Origin of the sequence: Methylobacterium sp. CB376 (assembly GCF_029714205.1) — a bacterium.
GTDB lineage: Bacteria > Pseudomonadota > Alphaproteobacteria > Rhizobiales > Beijerinckiaceae > Methylobacterium.
In genome coordinates this window covers 572,152-590,508 of sequence record NZ_CP121648.1, presented here as the reverse complement: position 1 = coordinate 590,508, position 18,357 = coordinate 572,152, and the positions used below count along the sequence as shown (strand labels likewise).

Sequence of the window (18,357 nt, the reverse complement as noted above, 5' to 3'; positions counted from 1 at the left end):
ATCCGGCCGGAAGCGAAAACACCGGCTCGGCCGATGCGCACCGCGTCTCAGCGTGGCTGGGCACAGAAATGCCACACCTGCGGCGGAACGGAGATGGAACGGGCGCGGCGATTATGCGGTATTGCATGCAATCTCGGAAAGCATCCGCCCGCAGGGCCGTAGCGCGGTCCGGCCGCGACGCGGGCCCGGCTCCTCGGCCCGGCCCGCGCATCCGTCGGGTCCCGGCCCCGCGGGGCCGGAACGCGTCGCTCAGTAGCGGTAGTGGTCGGGCTTGAACGGCCCGCTCGCCTGGACGCCGATATAGGCGGCCTGATCGGGACGCAGCGTCGTCAGCTTCACGCCGATCTTCTCCAGGTGCAGGGCCGCGACCTTCTCGTCGAGCGTCTTGGGCAGGGTGTAGACTTGGTTCTCGTACTTGCCCTGATTGGTCCAGAGTTCGATCTGGGCCAAGGTCTGGTTGGTGAAGGAGGCCGACATCACGAAGGAGGGGTGCCCCATCGCGTTGCCGAGATTCACCAGCCGGCCCTCGGAGAGCAGGATGATGCGGTGCCCGTCGGGGAACTCGATCTCGTCGACCTGCGGCTTGATGTTCGACCACTTCAGGTTCTTGAGGCCCGCGACCTGGATCTCGTTGTCGAAGTGGCCGATGTTGCAGACGATGGCCCGGTCCTTCATCGACCGCATGTGGTCGATGGTGATCACGTCCTTGTTGCCGGTGGCGGTCACGAAGATGTCGGCCCGCGGGGCGGCATCTTCCATGGTGGTGACCTCGTAGCCCTCCATCGCGGCCTGGAGCGCGCAGATCGGGTCGACCTCCGAGACCATGACGCGGCAGCCGGCGTTGCGCAGCGAGGCGGCCGAGCCCTTGCCCACGTCGCCGAAGCCCGCCACCATCGCGACCTTGCCGGCCATCATCACGTCAGTGCCGCGGCGGATGCCGTCGACGAGCGACTCGCGGCAGCCGTAGAGGTTGTCGAACTTCGACTTCGTCACCGAGTCGTTCACGTTGATCGCCGGGAAGAGCAGCTTGCCCTCCTTGGCGAGGATGTAGAGGCGGTGCACGCCCGTGGTCGTCTCCTCGGAGACGCCCTTGATCGACTCGGCGAGGCCGGCGAACCAGCCCTTCGGCTTCTCCTTGAGCATGCGCTTGATCAGCGCGAAGAAGATCTCCTCCTCCTCGGAGCCGGGCGCGTCGAGGAAGGCGGTGTCGCCGCGCTCGGCGCGCAGGCCGGCATGAACGAACATCGTGGCGTCGCCGCCGTCGTCCAGGATCATGTTCGGCATGCCGCCGTCGTGCCAGTCGAACAGCCTGGCGGTGTAGTCCCAGTACTCGGTCAGCGTCTCGCCCTTGACGGCGAAGACCGGGATGCCGGCGGCCGCGATGGCGGCGGCCGCGTGATCCTGGGTCGAGTAGATGTTGCAGGACACCCAGCGGATGTCGGCGCCGAGGGCCTTCAGGGTCTCGATCAGCACCGCGGTCTGGATCGTCATGTGCAGGGAGCCGGCGATCTTGGCGCCCTTGAGCGGCTGGCTCGCCGCGTATTCCGCGCGCACCGCCATCAGGCCGGGCATCTCGGTCTCGGCGATCGCGATCTCCTTGCGGCCGAAATCGGCCAGCCCGATGTCCCTGACAATGTAATCCTGGTTGCTCGGCATCCTGGTGCTCCCTGACGGCGTCCCGCGCCGGCCTATAGCAGGGGGCCGGCCAGGAAGCAATCAAGACATAAAGATGTCTTTATGCGTGTCGCGGGCGGGCCGCTCGCCCCGGTTGCGGGCGGCGCCTTGATTTGGCTCAAGGCGGCCGGCGGGCCGAAGGGCGATCCGGGGCGGGTTGGTGAAGGGAGAACGCCGATGTCCGCGCACGCCACCCGAGACCTTGCCGGTCCCTGCGACTGGATGCTCGCCCCGCTCTCCGCCTGGGCCGGGCTGTTCACCGCCGCGCAGGAGATCCGCGCCGTCGACGACGAGTGCCTGCGCGTGATGCTGGAGGAGCGCCTCGCCCCGCCCGCGGCGGCGGACGGCACCGGGCCGGCGCTCGGCCTCGTGCCCCTGATGCACGCCCTCGGCCTCGACCCCGAGGCGGTCGGGCGGACCGCCCCCGCCACCATGGCCACGCTGGAGCGGGCCTGCGCGGGATGCGGGCAGGGCAGCCGCTGCGAGCGCGACCTCGCGGCGGGCCTCGCCGCCGTCGCCCACCCGGATTACTGCCCGAACGCGGCGCGCCTGGCGGCCCTGGTCGAGGCGGCGCGGGCGGCCTAGAGCAGCACCCGATCACGTTGCAACCGGGTGCCGCTCTCGATCTTTGATCTTGCCGCATGTTCTGCGACGAACCGGCATCCCCTTCGTCGGAAAATGCTCTAGCCGCCGAGCCCCGGCCAAGCGGAACTGCATGGGGCAATTCTGCTTGGTCTCTTGGTTTCGCATACGCGGTCCGTCGGATCGCCGCCGAACCGGTGACCCCTTCGGCACCGGCCGGTCCCGGCCGGCGGAAGGATGCTCGGCCCCGGACCGGCCTGGGGGCGGGGCGGCGCCCCGCCGCAGGCCGGCCGCTGGCATGTTGCATACAATTTGCAGAGGTCGGCCGCGCAACCGCCGCGGCCGGGAAGGCCGCGCGTCACACGGGGTCTTCGATGAGTGAGTTGTCCCTCTCCCGCCGGCGCTTCGTCGCGGGCGCCGCGGCCCTGGCGGCCCTGGGTCCGACCGGGTCCGCGCTCGCCCAGGGAGCAGCCTCCGGGAGCCTGACCTACGGCATCTCGATGTTCGACCTGCCCCTCACCACCGGCCAGCCGGACCGGGGTGCGGGCGGCTACCAATTCACCGGGCTCACCCTCTACGACCCGCTGGTCGCCTGGGAACTCGACGTGGCCGACCGGCCCGGCAAGCTGATCCCGGGCCTCGCCACCGCCTGGGAGAGCGATCCGGCCGACCGCCGGAACTGGATCTTCCGCCTGCGCGAGGGCGTGACCTTCCACGACGGCTCCGCCTTCGACGCGGACGCGGTGATCTGGAACTTCGAGAAGGTGCTCAACGACAAGGCCGCGCACTACGACCAGCGGCAGGCCTCGCAGGTGCGCCCGCGCCTGCCCTCGGTGGCCTCCTACCGGAAGCTCGACGCCATGACCGTGCAGGTCACCACCAAGGCGGTCGACGCGCTGTTCCCCTACCAGATGCTGTGGTTCCTGATCTCCTCGCCCGCCCAGTACGAGGCGGTGGGGCGCGACTGGACCAAGTTCGCCTTCCAGCCCTCCGGCACCGGGCCCTACCGCATGGGCCAGCTCGTGCCGCGGGTGCGGCTCGACCTCGTGCCCAACGAGACCTACTGGAACAGGAAGCGGATGCCGAAGCTCGCGCGGCTGACGCTGACCTGCATCCCCGACGCGCTCGCCCGCGCGAACGCGCTGCTCAGCGGCACCGTCGACCTGATCGAGACGCCCGCCCCCGACGCGGTGCCGCGGCTCAAGGCGGCGGGCATGCGGGTCGTCGGCAACGACACGCCGCACGTCTGGAACTACCACCTGTCGATACTGGAGGGCAGCCCCTGGCGGGACCTGCGCCTGCGCCGGGCGGCGAACCTCGCCATCGACCGCGAGGGCGTGGTGGCGCTGATGGGCGGGCTCGCCACCCCGGCGGTCGGGCAGGTGCAGCCGTCGAGCCCCTGGTTCGGCAAGCCGAGCTTCGCGATCCGCACCGACGTCGAGGCCGCCCGCAAGCTCGTCGAGGAGGCCGGCTACTCGGTCCGGAACCCGCTGCGCACCAAGTTCATCATCCCGACCGGCGGCTCGGGCCAGATGCTGTCGCTGCCGATCAACGAGTTCGTGCAGCAGAGCTGGGCCGAAATCGGCATCGCGGTGGAGTTCCAGCCGGTGGAGCTGGAGGTCGCCTACACGGCCTGGCGCCAGGGCGCGGCCGATCCCTCGCTGAAGGGCGTCACCGGCGGCAACATCGCCTACGTGACCTCGGACCCGCTCTACGCGATCCTGCGCTTCTACTCCTCCAGGCAGATCGCCCCGACCGGCGTGAACTGGAGCCACTACCGCAACCCCGAGGTCGATGCCCTCTGCGACAAGGTCCAGGCGAGCTTCGACCCGGCCGAGCAGGACCGGCTCCTCGCGCGCATCCACGAGATCGTGGTGGACGACGCCGTGCAGGTCTGGGTGGTGCACGACACCAACCCGCACGCCCTCTCGGCCAAGGTGAAGGGCTATACCCAGGCGCAGCACTGGTTCCAGGACCTCACCACGCTGGCCTGAGCCCCGCGCCGCCGTGCCGCGGCCCGGCCGCCCCGAGGGATCCTTGACGGAAGGGTCGAGTTAGAGACCAGGAAGCCGTGCCAGAGCGCGGCTGCGGCGCCTCAGGGACCGGGACGGATGAGCACCGAGCGCGGGAGCCCCCGCTACGTCGACCTCGACGCCTGGGACGGCCTCGACGTGCTCGGCGCCCTCTGGGAGGGGCAGCTCGCCGCGGTGGCGGCGGTGGGGCCGGCGCTGCCGGCCATCGCCGCCGCGGCCGAGGCCGCCGCCCCGGCCCTGCGCGAGGACGGCCGCCTGATCTACGTCGGCGCCGGCACCTCCGGGCGGATCGGCGTGCAGGACGGGGCGGAGCTGCCGCCGACCTTCGACTGGCCGGAAGCGCGCCTGGGCTTCGCGATCGCGGGCGGCCACGGCGCCCTCACCCAGGCGGTCGAGGACGCGGAGGATTCGAGCGCCGAGGCCGCCGCCTGGATCGCCGGCGCGGGGGTCGGGCCGCGGGACGTGGTGGTCGGCCTCTCGGCGAGCGGCACCACGCCCTTCACGGTCTCGGCCCTGCGCGGCGCCCGCGGGCGCGGCGCCGTCACCATCGGCATCGCCAACAATCCCGGCACGCCGGTCCTGGAGAGCTGCGACCACCCCGTCCTGGTCGCGACCGGCGAGGAGGCGCTCGCCGGCTCGACCCGGCTCAAGGCCGGCACCGCCCAGAAGGTCGTGCTCAACCTGCTCTCGACGCTGATCATGATCCGGCTCGGCCGCGTCTATCGCGGCCGGATGGTGGCGATGCGGGCCACCAACCGGAAGCTGCGGGCGCGGGGCGTCGCCATGGTGGCCGAACTCGCCGGCTGCGGCGCCGAGGCGGCGGCCCGGGCCCTGGCGGAGGCGGAGGGCGACATCAAGCGCGCCGTGCTGATCGGCTGCGGCGCCGATCCGGAGGGCGCCGCCCGCCTCCTCGCCCGCCACGGCGGCTCCCTGCGCCACGCCCTCGCGGCGGCGGGCGGCCGTGAGCCCCGGCCGTGAGCCCCCCCGCCACCCTGATGGCGCGGGAGATCGCCGAGATCCCGGCGGTGGCGGCCCCCCTCTGCGCGGGGGATTCGGAGGCGGCGCGGATCGGCCGCGGCCTGGCGCGGCGCCGCTTCCCCTTCGCGGTGATCTGCGGGCGGGGCAGTTCGAGCCATGCGGGGATCCACCTGCGCTACCTGATCGAGACCCGGCTCGGCCTCGCCGTCTCGGCGGCGGCGCCCTCCGTGGTCACCGGCTACGGCCGCCCGCCGCAGGTCGAGGGCGCGCTCTTCGTGGTGATCTCGCAATCCGGCCGCTCGCCCGACCTCGTGGCGGCGACGCGGGCCGCCCGCGAGGGCGGGGCGCTCACCCTCGCCATCGTCAACGATCCGGGCTCCCCGGCCGCCGAGGCCGCCGACCTCGTCCTGCCGATCGGGGCGGGGCCCGAGCGCGCCGTCGCGGCGACGAAGACCGTGGTGACCTCCCTCGTCGCCGGGGCGGCCCTGGTCGCGTCCTGGGCCGAGGACGGGGCCCTGGCGGCGGGCCTCGCGGCCCTGCCGGCGCGGCTCGACCGGGCGCTCGGCCTCGACTGGTCGGCCTGGAGCACCGACCTCGCCGCCGCCACCGCCGCCTTCGTCACCGGGCGCGGCCACGGGCTCGGGCCGGTGCGCGAGATCGCCCTCAAGCTCGCCGAGACCCTGCGCCTGCCGGCCCTCGGCTACAGCGCGGCGGAGCTGCGGCACGGGCCGCGGGCGGCGCTCTCGCCCCGCACGCCCGTCCTCGCCCTGCGGCAGGCCGACCGGCTGAGCGCGGGCATCGACGGCCTCGTGCGGGACCTGCGCGGGGCGGGCGTGCCGGTCCAGGCCTGCGGCGGGCCCCTCGGCAGCCTGCCCTGGCCCGGCGACGGCCACCCGGCCTGCGACCCGATCCTGATGCTCGTCCCGGCCTACCGGGCCATCGAGGCGGAGGCGCGCCGGCGCGGCTTCGACCCGGATTCGCCCCCCGGCCTCGCCAAGGTGACGGAGACTCTGTGAGCAGCCCCGGCCTCGCGCTCGCCGCCCCCCGCGTCTTCGACGGCGAGGCCGAACTCGGCCCGCGCACGCTCGTCATCCGGGACGGGCGGATCGAGGACCTCGCGGCGGAGCCGCCGCCCGGCCTGCCCTGCACGATTCTGCCGCCGGGCACGATCCTGGCGCCGGGCTTCGTCGACCTCCAGGTCAATGGCGGCGGCGGCGCGCTCCTCAACGACGCGCCGACGCCCGGCACGCTCGCCCGGATCGCGGCGGCGCACCGGCGCGGCGGCACGACCTCGCTGCTGCCGACGCTGATCAGCGACCACCGCCCGGTGATCCGCGCGGCGGTGGCGGCGGTGGCGGAGGCGATCGCCGCGGGGATGCCCGGCATCCTCGGGATCCACCTCGAAGGCCCCTTCCTGAGCCCCCGCCGGCCCGGCATCCACGATCCGGCCCGGCTCGCCGCCTTCGCGCCCGGCGACGTCGACTTGCTGACCGGCCTGGGCGCGCGCGGCGTCACCCTGGTGACCCTCGCGCCCGAGGTCGCCCCGCCCGGCACCGTGGCGGCGCTCGTCGCCCGCGGCGCGCGCGTCAGCGCCGGCCACACGGCGGATGACGGGACGGCCTTCCGCCGCGCCCTCGCCGAGGGGCTGACCGGCGCCACGCATCTCTTCAACGCCATGTCGCAGCTCACCGCACGCGAGGAGGGGGCGGTCGGCGTGGCGCTCGTCGACGACCGGGTCTTCGCCGGGATCATCGCGGACGGCCACCACGTGGGCGACACCGCCCTCGTCCTCGCCCTCCGCCTCAAGGGGCCGGGCCGGCTGATGCTCGTCACCGACGCGATGCCGCCGGTCGGCGATCCCCGCCCGGAAGCGGGCTTCACCCTGTTCGGCCGCGCGATCGCGTGCCGGGGCGACCGCCTGACCGGGCCGGACGGCACGCTCGCGGGCTCGGCCCTGACGATGGCGGGCGCGGTCCGCCACATGGTGCGCCGGGGCGGCGCCTCGCTCGCCGAGGCGCTCACGATGGCCTCGCTCACGCCCGCGCGCTGGATCGGCCGCGACGACCGCATCGGCCGCATCGCCCCGGGCCTCGCGGCGGACCTGGTGGTGCTCGATCGCGATCTGGTCGTCTGGGGGACCTGCGTGAGGGGAGAGTTCGCGCGGGCGGCGGCGTAATACCACCGGTCATTTCCAATGACCGGTGGTGCTGCTCTCGAATTCTCGCCGAGCCGTTGGCGTGAAGTTGAAAATTCGAGATGAATCAACGGCTCGATGCGTCAGCATTCCGAGCGGTTGGTATCAGATATCCTGGTCCTGCGCTGGCGTCGGCGGAGGAAGATGCGGGACCCGGCACAAGATGCCGCGAAGCGAAGCCGCGCGGCAGCGGCGCTGAAATCCGGACCGGCTTGCGGGAAAGCTCCTGCTCGATCCTCAATCTCTTTTCGCCGCCGCATCGCTCCGGTCGCAAGGAGGAATCGGATCGACGGTCCAGTCAATTCCCATGGGGAAACAGGATCTCCCGCGTCTCGGCAGCACCGATCCCCGTCCCACCCCGGAAACGCGCCATGTCGCGGACGCGTGGTTCAATTAAGGTTCCTCGTTTATGACACGCACAGGCCGCGGGGCCGCGGAGGAGACCGGAGTGGACCGGGAGGCGATGGACGCGCGCACACCCTGGGAGATCGTGCTGCCCGACGAGAGCGCGACCGAGGATCTCGGGCGCTTCCTCGCGGAGCTGCTGCAGCCGGGAGACCTCGTGGCGCTCTCCGGAGGGCTCGGCGGGGGCAAGACCACCCTCGCGCGGGCGCTGATCCGCGAGCTGACCGGCGAGCCCGACCTCGACGTGCCGAGCCCGACCTTCACGCTGATCCAGCCCTACGAGGGCAGGGGCGGCGTCGCCGTCGTGCATGCGGACCTCTACCGCCTGCGCGGGCCCGACGAGCTCGTGGAGCTCGGCTTCGACGAACTGACCGAGCGCGCCATCACCCTGGTCGAGTGGCCCGACCGCCTGCCGCCGCGCAGCGGGCCGACCCTCGCCCTGGACCTCGCGCTCAAGCCCGAATTCGGCGACACCGCCCGGCTCGCCCGGCTCATCGGCGGCGGCGGCATGGCCGAGCGGCTGCAGCGGGCGCGGGCCCTGCGCGCGCTCCTCGACCGCAGCGGCTGGGGCGAGGCGACCCGCACCCCCATGCAGGGCGACGCGTCGAGCCGCGCCTACGAGCGCCTGACCCAGCCCGACGGCACCACCGCGATCCTGATGATCTCGCCCCCGCGCGCGGACGGCCCGCCCGTGCGCGACGGCAAGCCCTACAGCGCCATCGTCCACCTCGCCGAGAGCGTCCACGCCTTCGTGGCCGTGGACCGCGGCCTGCGCGCGCTCGGCCTCAGCGCCCCGAAGATCCTCGGGCAGGATCTCGAGGCCGGGCTCCTGATCCTGGAGGATCTCGGCACCGAGCCGGTGGCGGATGCGAGCGGGCCGCGGCCCGAGCGCTACGCGGAGGCCGTCAAGGTGCTGGCGCGGCTGCACGGCACGGCCCTGCCGGCGGTGCTCCCGGTCGCGGAGGGGAGCGACCACACGCTGCCGCCCTACGACCTCGACGCCCTGCTGTTCGAGACCGAACTCCTCATCGACTGGTACGCCCCCCACCACGCCCGCACCCCGCTCTCGGGGGCGCAGCGCGCCGCCTTCACGGCCGCCTGGACCGAGGCGCTGACCGGCCTGCCCCCGGAGCGCCCGACCTGGGTCCTGCGCGACTATCATTCCCCCAACCTGATCTGGCTGCCGGGCCGGGACGGGCTGGAGCGGATCGGCCTGATCGACTTCCAGGACGCGGTTCTGGGCCACCCGGCCTACGACGTCGCCTCGCTGCTGCAGGATGCCCGGGTCGACGCCTCGGCGGAGTTCGAGTTGCGGCTCCTCGGCCTCTACGCCCGCGAGCGCAAGCTGCGCGAACCGGACTTCGACGTGCAGGGCTTCGCCCACGCCTACGCGGTGCTGGGCGCCCAGCGGGCGACCAAGATCCTCGGCATCTTCACCCGCCTCGACCGGCGGGACGGCAAGCCCGGCTACCTCGCCCACGTGCCGCGCATCGAGGGCTACCTCAACCGCAACCTCGCCCACCCGGCGCTCGCGGGCGTGCGGGCCTGGTACGAGGCCTGCCTGCCCGGCCTCGTCCCCGCCGCCTGATCCCCGCCCGATCCTCCAATCCCGCCGATCAGCGACATGCCCCACACGTCCGCCATCACCCGCGCCTTCGTGCTCGCCGCCGGGCTCGGCAAGCGCATGCGCCCGATCACCGCGACCATGCCCAAACCCCTCGTCGAGGTGGCGGGCCGCGCCCTCGTGGACCACGCCCTCGACCGGCTCGCCGAGGCCGGCATCGCGGAGGTCGTGGTCAACGTCCACTACCTCGCCGACCTGATGGAGGCGCATCTGCGGCGCCGGAACGGGCCGCCGCGGATCGTCCTCTCGGACGAGCGCGACCGGCTGCTGGAGACCGGCGGCGGTGTGCGCAAGGCCCTGCCGCTCCTCGGCGAGGCGCCCTTCCTGATCCTCAACTCGGATTCCTTCTGGCTGGAGGGGCCGCGCCCCAACCTCGCCCGCATGGTCGCGGCCTTCGACCCCGAGGCGATGGACATGCTGCTCCTCGTCGCCTCCGCGGCGACGAGCCTCGGCTATGACGGGCTCGGCGACTTCCAGATGGACAAGGCCGGCCGGCTCGCCCGCCGCGCCGAGCGGGAGGTGGCGCCCTTCGTCTACGCGGGCGTCGCCGTCGTGGGCCCCTCCTTCTTCGCCGACACGCCGGAGGGCCCCTTCTCGCTCAACCTGCTGTTCGACCGGGCGGTGGCCCGGGAGCGGCTGCACGGCCTGCGCCTCGACGGGCAGTGGCTGCACGTGGGCACGCCCGAGGCGCTGCAGGCCGCCGAGGAGCGCGTGCGCGCGAGCGCCGTGCAGCCGTGAGCGCGGCCCGGATCTTCACCATCCCGCCCGGCGCGCCGTTCCTGGCGACCCTCGCCGACGCGCTCCTCGACGGCACGCTCGTCGGCCCGGTCGCGCAGGGGCCGCTCGGCCTCGCCGCCGTCACGCTCTTCCTGCCGACCCGGCGCGCCACCCGGGCGCTCGCCGCGGAACTCGCCGCGCGCTGCGGGCCGGCGGTGCTGCTGCCGCGGATGACGCCCCTCGGCGAGGCGGACGAGGCCGAGCTCGACCTCGCGGCGCTCGCCCCCGGCGAGTGCCCGGAGGCGGTTGCGCACCCGCCGATCCCTGCCCTGGAGCGGCGCCTGATCCTCGCCCGCCTCGTCCAGGCCTGGGCCGCCGGCATCGACCGCCGGCTCCTGCCGATGGGCGAGGAGGTGCCCTTCCGGGTGCCGTCCTCGCCGGCCGACGCGGTCGGCCTCGCGGCCGATCTCGAGGGGCTGATGGACGCGCTCACCGTCGAGGGCCTGCCCTGGGACGAGATCGGGCGCGCCGTCGAGGCGGAATACTCGCAGTACTTCTCGCTTACCCTCGACTTCGTGCGCATCGCCGCCGAGCATTGGCCGGCGATCCTGGCCGAGCGGGGCGTCAGCGACCCGGTGGCGCGGGGCCGCGCCCTGGTGCTCGCCGAGGCCGCGCGCCTGCGCCGCGAGCGCCCGGCCGACCCGATCGTGGTGGCCGGCTCGACCGGCTCGATCCCCGCCACCGCCGCCCTGATCGGGGCCATCGCGGCGATGCCGCGCGGGGCGGTGGTGCTGCCCGGCCTCGACCTCGCCCTCGACGAGGAGGGCTGGGCGGCGATCGAGACCGGGGAGGCGGTCGCGCACGGCCACCCGCAGGCGATCCTGCACCGGCTCCTGCGCGGCCTCGACTGCCCCCGCGCCGCGGTGCGGCCCCTCGGCGCGCCGGGACCAGCCGCGCGGGCCCGGGCCGAACTCCTGTCGCAGGCCCTGCGCCCGGCCGAGACCACGGATGCCTGGGCGGATCTGGATCCCGGGGCGCGCGAGGCGCTCGCCCGCGCGGGCGGCGCCGGGCTCGCCCTCGTCGAGGCGGCCGACGAGCGCGAGGAGGCGCTCGCCATCGCGGTGGCCCTGCGCGAGGCGCTGGAGCGGCCGGATTGCCGCGCCGCCCTGATCACCCCGGACCGCGGCCTCGCCCGCCGGGTCGCGGCGGAGCTCGGGCGCTGGGAGATCGTGGCGGAGGACACGGCCGGGCAGCCGCTGGCGCTGAGCCTCGCCGGGCGCCTCGCGCGGCTCGCCACCGACGTCGCCGCCCTCGACGCCAAGCCCGAGCGGGTGCTGGCGCTCCTCGCCCATCCGATGGTGCGGCTCGGCCTGGCCCGGCCCGCGCTGGAGCGGGCCGCCGCCGCCCTGGAGATCGGGGTGCTGCGCGGTCCCGCTCCCGCCAAGGGCTTCGCCGGCCTCGCCGAGGCGCTCCGGGTCGCGCGCGGCGGCGAGCGCCCGCACGCCCCCCGGCCGGTGCGGCGGCTGACCCAGGCCGATTGGGAGGCGGCGGCCGACCTCGTCGCCCGGCTCGACCGCGCTTTCCGGGATTTCGCCCCCCGAGATTTCGCCCCCGACCAGGAGGAGGGCGTCCGCGACCTCGTCGCCCTGGCGCAGGCCCATCGCGAGACCTGCGACCTCCTGCTCGACGGGCCCGACGCGCCGCAGGACGAGCCCTCGGTCGCGGTGCTCGACGGGCTCTTCGACGATCTCGCCCTCGCGCAGGCGGGCATGCTGGAGGGCCGGTTCTCGGATTACCCGGCCTTCTTCACCGCGCTCGCCCGCGAGCGGGTGGTGAGCGCGCGGGCGGAGCGCCCGCATCCGCGGCTGCGCATCCTCGGCCTCCTGGAGGCGCGGCTGCTGCGGGTCGACCGCGTGGTCCTGGGCGGCCTCGACGAGGGCGTCTGGCCGCCCAAGGCCGAGACGGACGCCTTCCTGAACCGGCCGATGCGCGCGGCTGTGGGCCTCTCCTCGCCGGAGCGCCGCCTCGGCCAGACCGCCCACGACCTCGTGCAGGCGCTCGGCTGCCCGGACGCGGTGATCACCCGCGCCCACAAGCGCGAGGGCTCGCCGACCGTGCCGTCGCGCTTCCTGCAGCGGCTGCGCGCCTTCATGGGGGAGGCGGCGTGGTCCGGCTGCCTCGCGGCGGGCGGGCGGCTGCGGGCGCTGGCGGCGTCCCTCGACCGGGGCACCGAGCCGCTGCCGCCCCGCCCGGCGCGCCCGGCCCCGAGGCCGGACCCCGCCCTGTTCCCGCGCGCGCTCAGCGTCACCGAGGTCGAGACCCTGGTGCGCGACCCCTACGGGATCTTCGCGCGGCACGTGCTGGGCCTCGACCCGCTGGAGCCGGTGGCGGTGCAGCCGAGCGCCAGCGACCGGGGCACGATCGTGCACGACGTGCTGGGCGGCTTCGCGCAGCGCTTCCCCGAGGCGCTGCCCGCGGATCCGCGCCTGCCCCTCTACGACCTCGCGGTCAACGCCTTCGCGCCGATCGCCGATGCCTATCCGGAACTCTACGCGGAGTGGTGGCCGCGCTTCGAGCGCATGGCGGCGTCCTTCCTCGCCTGGGAGGTGGAGCGGCGGCCGGGCCTCAGGCGGGTCCATGCCGAGATCTCGGGCCGCTGGCGGATCCCGATCGGCCCCGCCGAGGACTTCACCCTGCGCGCCCGGGCCGATCGGATCGAGGCGCGCCGGGACGGCGGCCACGTCATCGTCGACTTCAAGACCGGCCAGCCGCCGAGCGCCAGGGAGGTCTTCGCCGGCTTCGCGCCGCAGCTCACCCTGGAGGCCGCGATGCTGCAGGCGGGCGGCTTCCGCGATCTCGGCCCGGGAACCGGCGCGCCGGAGCTGCTCTACGTGCGGGCGAGCGGCGGCAAGGTGCCCCTCGACCCGGTGCCGCTCAAGCCGCCGCGGGGCGAGGCCCGCTCGGTCGAGGAGCTGATCGACGAGCATGCGCGCCGCTTCCAGGGCCTCGTCGCCCGCTTCCTGCGGGGCGAGGCGGCCTACCTGTCGCGGCCCTACCCGAAATACGCCCGCGCCTTCTCGCCCTACGACCACCTCGCGCGGGTGAAGGAATGGTCGCTGGTGGAGGGGGAGGGGGCGTAGCCGCGCCCCCCGGACCGGGGCCCGCCCCGGCCGGACCGGGGCCCGCCCCGGCCGCGGGGCGCCTCACGAGGCCCGCCACATCCGCCCCAGCACCCCGTCCTGGCGCACGTAGTGGTGGAAGAGCCCGGCGGCGGCGTGCAGTCCCGCCACGGCCATCACCGCGTTGGCCGCCCATTCGTGCAGCGCGTTGATCGGGCGGCGCAGGGCCTGGTCGCCGACCTGCGGCAGCGGGATCGCGCCGAACAGGACGAAGCCGCGCACCAGCGCGTCGGCGAGGCCGAGCCCCACCACCGCGATCAGGAGCAGGTAGAGCCCCGAATGGGTCGCGCGGGCGAGGAGGCGCAGGGGCCCGTCCTCCGCCGAGGGCAGTGCCCGGCCCGGGCCGATCCGCCAGACCACCCGGGTCGCCAGCGTCGCCATCAGGGCGAAGCCGAGCAGGACGTGCAGCGACCACAGCCCGCCCCGCAGCGGGCCGCGCGGCCACCAATCGTTGGTCTGGCCGAGGATCCAGAGCAGCCCCACCAGCAGCGCGGTCAGCCAGTGCAGGACGATCGTCGTCGTGTCGTAGCGGACCAGCGCCTCCTCGGGCGCCGCGGTCGCGGAACGGGCCATCGCCACCTCCATCGCGTTCGCGCCTCACATATTAGAATGATTCTAAATTGCAACGCGGCACCGCGCCGCTTCGGCGCGGCCCGTGCGGCGGCATTGCCTGTGCATAAGCGTCGCCGCTTCCCGCTTCCTTGACCCCGCGCAAGCCCCCGGCAGGCATGAAGGGCCAAGCTCCCGGCAGGCGTGAAGGGCCGAGCCGGCGGGCGGCCGAGGGGCGCCGAGGGGCGGGGACGTGATGGGGATCGAGGGATTCGTGGTCGATGCGGTCACGCAGACCGCGCAGCGCCGCGCCGCGGATCCGCGCGCCTCCGCCTGGGTGTCGGCCAATGCGGGGGCCGGCAAGACCAAGGTGCTCACCGACCGGGTCGTGCGGCTCCTGCTGCACGGGGCGCCGCCGGCCAAGATCCTCTGCCTCACCTTCACCAAGGCGGCGGCCGCCAACATGGCGATCCGCGTCTTCGAGCGGCTCGGGCGCTGGGTGACCCTGCCGGAGGAGGCGTTGCGCGCCGAACTCACCGCCCTCGAGGGCGAGCGGCCCGACCCCGCGACCCTGCGCCGGGCGCGGCGCCTCTTCGCCCGCGCGGTCGAGACGCCGGGCGGCCTCAAGATCGAGACGCTGCACGCGCTCTGCGAGCGGCTCCTCCACCTCGTCCCGTTCGAGGCGAATGTGCCGGCCCGCTTCGTCGTCCTCGACGAGGCCCAGACCCGCGAGGCGGTGGACCGCACGATCGACAACGTGCTGGCGGACGCGGTGGACGGCACCCGCCCGGACCTCGCCCAGGCCCTCGCCCGGGTCGCGCCCGAGGCGGCGGGCGAGGCCCTGCGCCGGGCGATCGGCGAGGCGGTGCGCGCCCGCGCCGTCCTCCTCCACCCGCAGGGCCTGCCGGCGCGCCTGGAGCGCCTGCGCGAGGCGCTCGGCCTCGCCCCGGACGAGGCGGTCGGGACGATCGAGGCGCGGATGCGGGAGGGCGCCCCCGCCGACTGGGCCGGGCTCGCCGCTCAGCTCCGCACCGGCAAGGCCACGGACGAGAAGCGGGCCGACGCGCTCGCGCGCGCCGCGGCGGCGGAGGAGCCGCAGGACCTGCCGCTCTACCTCGCGGCGTTCTTCAAGGACGAGGGGGAGGGCGACCCCTACGCCCCGGCGAGCCTCGGCACCAAGGCGGTGCCGGAGGCGGTGAGGCGGCTGCTCCTCGACGAGCAGGCCCGGCTCGGGCGCCTGCGCGAGCGGCTGAAGGCCGCCCGCGCGCAGGAGCGCACCGCCGCCCTGTTCACCCTCGCGGCCGAGATCCACCGGCGGGTCGAGGCCCAGAAGGCCCGCCTCGGCGCCCTCGACTTCGACGACCTGATCCACAAGACCCTCGACCTGCTGACCCGGGTCGATTCGGCCTGGGTGCTCTACAAGCTCGACCGCGGCGTCGACCACGTGCTGATCGACGAGGCGCAGGACACCAATCCCGAGCAATGGGAGATCCTGCGCCGGATCACCGAGGATTTCTGCGCCGGCGAGGGCGCGCGCCGCGGCCCCCTGCCGCGCACCCGCTTCGCCGTGGGCGACCCGAAGCAGTCGATCTACAGCTTCCAGGGGGCGGCGCCCGAGGAGTTCGAGACGACCCGGCAGGCGTGGCGCCGGGCCGCGCGCGGGGCCGGGCTCGCCTTCGAGGATGTCGGGCTCACGCTCTCCTTCCGCTCGGCCAAGGGCGTGCTGCGCGGGGTCGACGCCACCTTCGCCCTCGCCGAGCATTACCGCGGCCTGTCCTTCGGCGACGGGGCGATCGGCACCGTGCACGAGACGGTGCGGGTCGGCGCGCCCGGGCAGGTGGAATTGTGGCCGACCGAGGAGCCCTGCGAGGAGCCGGAACCCGACGCCTGGGTCCAGCCGGTCGACGCCGTCGAGGCCGGGGCGCCGGCCCTAGTGGTGGCGCGGCGGGTCGCCCGCGCGGTGCGGCACTGGACGCGGGAGGGCGACGAGCACGGCCGGATCTGGCGACCGGGCGAGATCCTGATCCTGGTCCGCAAGCGCTCGGCGGCCTTCGAGGGGGTGATCCGGGCGCTCAAGGCCGAGGACGTGCCGGTGGCCGGCCAGGACCGGCTCGACATCGCGGCCCACATCGCCGTCATGGACCTCGTCGCGGCCGGCCGCGCGGCGCTCCTGCCCGACGACGACCTGACGCTGGCCTGCGCCCTCAAGACTCCCCTGGTCGGCCTCACGGACGACGACCTCGTGCGGCTCGCGGCCCGGCGCGCGCCCGAGGAATCCCTCGCCGCGGCGCTGGCGCGGCACGCGGGCGCGGGGGACCCGGCGGCGTTGCGGGGCGCGGCGGCGCTCGCCACCTGGCGGCGCCTCGCGCAGGAGAGCGGCCCCTTCGGCTTCTACGCGGACCTGCTCGGGCCCCTGGGCGGGCGGGCGCGCCTCGTCGCCCGGCTGGGGGGCGAGGCCGGGGACGCCATCGACGTCTTCCTCACCGCGGCGGCCCAGGCCGAGCAGGGGGCGGACGCGCCCTCCCTCACGGGTTTCCTCTCGCGCTACGCCCCGAGCGGCGGGCGCGACGCGGGCGGGCACACGGTCAAGCGCGACCTCGAATCGGCCCGCGACGAGGTGCGGGTGATGACCGTGCACGGCGCCAAGGGCCTGGAGGCGGGCCTCCTCGTGCTGATCGACGGCTGCGAGCCCCTCGGCCGCAACGACCCGCCGCTCCTGCCCGTCCCGGTCCGCGGCGCGGGCGGCGTCGCCGACGGGACGGTGCCGGTCTGGTCGCCCTCCAAGGGACATGATTGCCCGGCGGGCGCGGCGGCCCGCGAGGCCCTGCACGAGCGGGCGCGCCAGGAGCACAACCGCCTGCTCTACGTGGCGATGACCCGGGCCAAGGACCGCCTCGTCATCGCCCCCTATCGCGGCCGCGACCGGGAGACCCCGGAATCCTGGTGCGAGATGGTCCGACGCGGCCTCGTGGCGGCCTTCGGCGGCGTCGAGCGGGCCGAGATGCCCTACGGGCCGGCCGAGACGTGGCGGCACGGGGCCGCGCTGCCGGCCGCCCCGGCCACGGCGGTGCCGCCGGCGCCGCCCGGGGAGCGGCCGGACTGGCTCTTCCGCCCGGTCGCGCCCGAGGCCGAGCCGCTTCCGCCGCTGCGCCCGTCCGGCCTCGGCGCCGCCGACGAGCCGCGCCGGTCGCAGCCGCGCTCCGGCGACCCGGCGGCGCGCCGCCGCGGCGTGCTGATCCACGCCCTGCTGGAGCACCTGCCGGCCCTGGCGCCGGAGCGGCGCGCGGCGGCGGCGCGCGCCTTCGTGGCGGCTCGCGCGCCGGGCCTCCCGGCGGCGGAGCGGGAGGCGCTCGCGACTTCGGTCCTGCGCCTCCTCGCCGATCCCGACCTCTCGGTGCTGTTCGGACCCCTGGCCCGGGCCGAGGTGGCGCTCGCCGGGACGGTGAGCCTGGGCGGCGTGGAATGGCCGGTTCACGGCCGGATCGACCGGCTCGCCGTGACCGAGGAGGCGGTCTGGCTCTGCGACTTCAAGACCGGCCGTCCGCCCGCCGAGGGCGCCCCGGTCCCGGGCGGGATGGCCGCGCAGGTGGCGCTCTACGCGGCTTTGCTCGCCCGGATCCATCCGGACCGCGCCGTGATCCCGCTCCTCGTCTGGACGGCCGGTCCGGTGATCCGGCGCCTGAGCGGGGCCGAGTGCGCGGCGGCGCTGGCGGCGCTTCGTCCCGCCTGAGACGGCGGGCCGCGGCCCGCCCTGCGGGCGGGATCATCCGCCATCCGACGGATTGCGTCGCCATCTCCCATTTCGGCCATGCGGATGTCGGCGTCGCTCAGGCGCCGCGCAGGCTTGGGATCCGGGATCCGCTTCGATCAAGCGGATCCCGGATCAGGCGCTGTCCGGACGTGATCGTCCGGACAGCGGATCAGACGCGAAACAGCGTGCGCAGGTTCTGCGGCGCCGTGTTGCCGATCGGCAGGCGCTCGCTGGACAGGGCGTCCCGCACCCGCGCGGCCGTGAGCGCCGCCTCCCGCGCGTCGAGACCGGCCGCCGCGACCGTCCCGAGCGGGGAAGTCGTCGCCTCGGTCAGGCGCGGCGGATCGGCCTCGCGGGCCTCGGCGACATCGAGTCCGGACGGGATCGTCCAGTATTCGGACGAGGCGGGCCCCCGGATCTCCACGGGAGAATCTGCGGCATGACCCCGCCGCGCGGGCGCGTCGGTCGCGGCGATGTCGCGGATCACGCTGAAAGGACGAATGGTCTGAAGGCCCATGCTGGATGTCGCCTCGGAAAGACGGAGGGCAGCGGCGGCGACCCTCCGTGATGAATGTTCCCTAAGGAGAGCGTCCGCTTGTCATGCCCCCAAACAATGCTGCAATGCAAGGGCCGGATGAAGGCGGCCGCGCTCATCCGCAGGTATTCTCGCG

The 18,357-nt window shown here is 74.8% G+C and carries 12 protein-coding genes; 9 read left to right on the top strand and 3 right to left on the bottom strand.

All coding sequences use genetic code 11. The features are described from left to right. Positions 1–249: 249 nt before the first annotated feature. A complete protein-coding gene (gene ahcY, locus QA634_RS02535) occupies positions 250–1,656 on the bottom strand; it encodes an adenosylhomocysteinase (protein ID WP_012330479.1) in 1,407 nt (468 codons plus the stop codon). 195 nt (positions 1,657–1,851) lie between these two features. Between ahcY and QA634_RS02530 the strand changes: the two genes are divergently transcribed. The 8 genes from QA634_RS02530 (at position 1,852) to addB (ending at position 13,347) form a co-directional block, all read left to right on the top strand. Continuing rightward, a complete protein-coding gene (locus QA634_RS02530) occupies positions 1,852–2,259 on the top strand; it encodes a DUF6455 family protein (protein WP_012330478.1) in 408 nt (135 codons plus the stop codon). A 371-nt stretch (positions 2,260–2,630) separates the two neighbouring features. Then, positions 2,631–4,250, top strand: coding sequence for an ABC transporter substrate-binding protein (locus QA634_RS02525; RefSeq protein ID WP_012330477.1), 1,620 nt, complete (start codon positions 2,631–2,633; stop codon positions 4,248–4,250). 117 nt (positions 4,251–4,367) lie between these two features. Beyond that, the gene (locus QA634_RS02520) at positions 4,368–5,267 is read left to right on the top strand and encodes an N-acetylmuramic acid 6-phosphate etherase (RefSeq protein ID WP_012330476.1); all 900 of its coding nucleotides are present in this window, start codon (positions 4,368–4,370) and stop codon (positions 5,265–5,267) included. A 17-nt stretch (positions 5,268–5,284) separates the two neighbouring features. Continuing rightward, positions 5,285–6,283: an SIS domain-containing protein gene (locus QA634_RS02515; RefSeq protein WP_043701999.1), complete on the top strand. Its 999-nt coding sequence runs from the start codon at positions 5,285–5,287 to the stop codon at positions 6,281–6,283. After that, the gene (gene nagA, locus QA634_RS02510; RefSeq protein ID WP_012330474.1) at positions 6,280–7,443 is read left to right on the top strand and encodes an N-acetylglucosamine-6-phosphate deacetylase; all 1,164 of its coding nucleotides are present in this window, start codon (positions 6,280–6,282) and stop codon (positions 7,441–7,443) included. The genes QA634_RS02515 and nagA overlap by 4 nt, the downstream gene beginning before the upstream one ends. Positions 7,444–7,924: 481 nt before the next feature. Then, on the top strand, positions 7,925–9,454 hold the full coding sequence (gene tsaE / locus QA634_RS02505; protein ID WP_236728927.1) for a tRNA (adenosine(37)-N6)-threonylcarbamoyltransferase complex ATPase subunit type 1 TsaE: 1,530 nt from the start codon (positions 7,925–7,927) through the stop codon (positions 9,452–9,454). A gap of 36 nt (positions 9,455–9,490) precedes the next feature. After that, a complete protein-coding gene (locus QA634_RS02500; RefSeq protein WP_012330472.1) occupies positions 9,491–10,228 on the top strand; it encodes a nucleotidyltransferase family protein in 738 nt (245 codons plus the stop codon). Beyond that, entirely contained in the window at positions 10,225–13,347 is a 3,123-nt protein-coding gene (gene addB / locus QA634_RS02495) for a double-strand break repair protein AddB (RefSeq protein WP_012330471.1), read from the top strand. Before QA634_RS02500 ends, addB begins: the two co-directional genes overlap by 4 nt. Positions 13,348–13,410: 63 nt before the next feature. Here addB and QA634_RS02490 read toward each other — a convergent pair whose 3' ends face one another. Beyond that, on the bottom strand, positions 13,411–13,971 hold the full coding sequence (locus QA634_RS02490) for a cytochrome b (protein WP_012330470.1): 561 nt from the start codon (positions 13,969–13,971) through the stop codon (positions 13,411–13,413). Positions 13,972–14,191: 220 nt separating this feature from the next. Between QA634_RS02490 and addA the strand changes: the two genes are divergently transcribed. Continuing rightward, entirely contained in the window at positions 14,192–17,665 is a 3,474-nt protein-coding gene (gene addA / locus QA634_RS02485) for a double-strand break repair helicase AddA (protein WP_012330469.1), read from the top strand. A gap of 190 nt (positions 17,666–17,855) precedes the next feature. Here addA and QA634_RS02480 read toward each other — a convergent pair whose 3' ends face one another. Continuing rightward, on the bottom strand, positions 17,856–18,110 hold the full coding sequence (locus QA634_RS02480) for a hypothetical protein (RefSeq protein WP_236728813.1): 255 nt from the start codon (positions 18,108–18,110) through the stop codon (positions 17,856–17,858). Between the last annotated feature and the right edge of the window lie 247 nt (positions 18,111–18,357).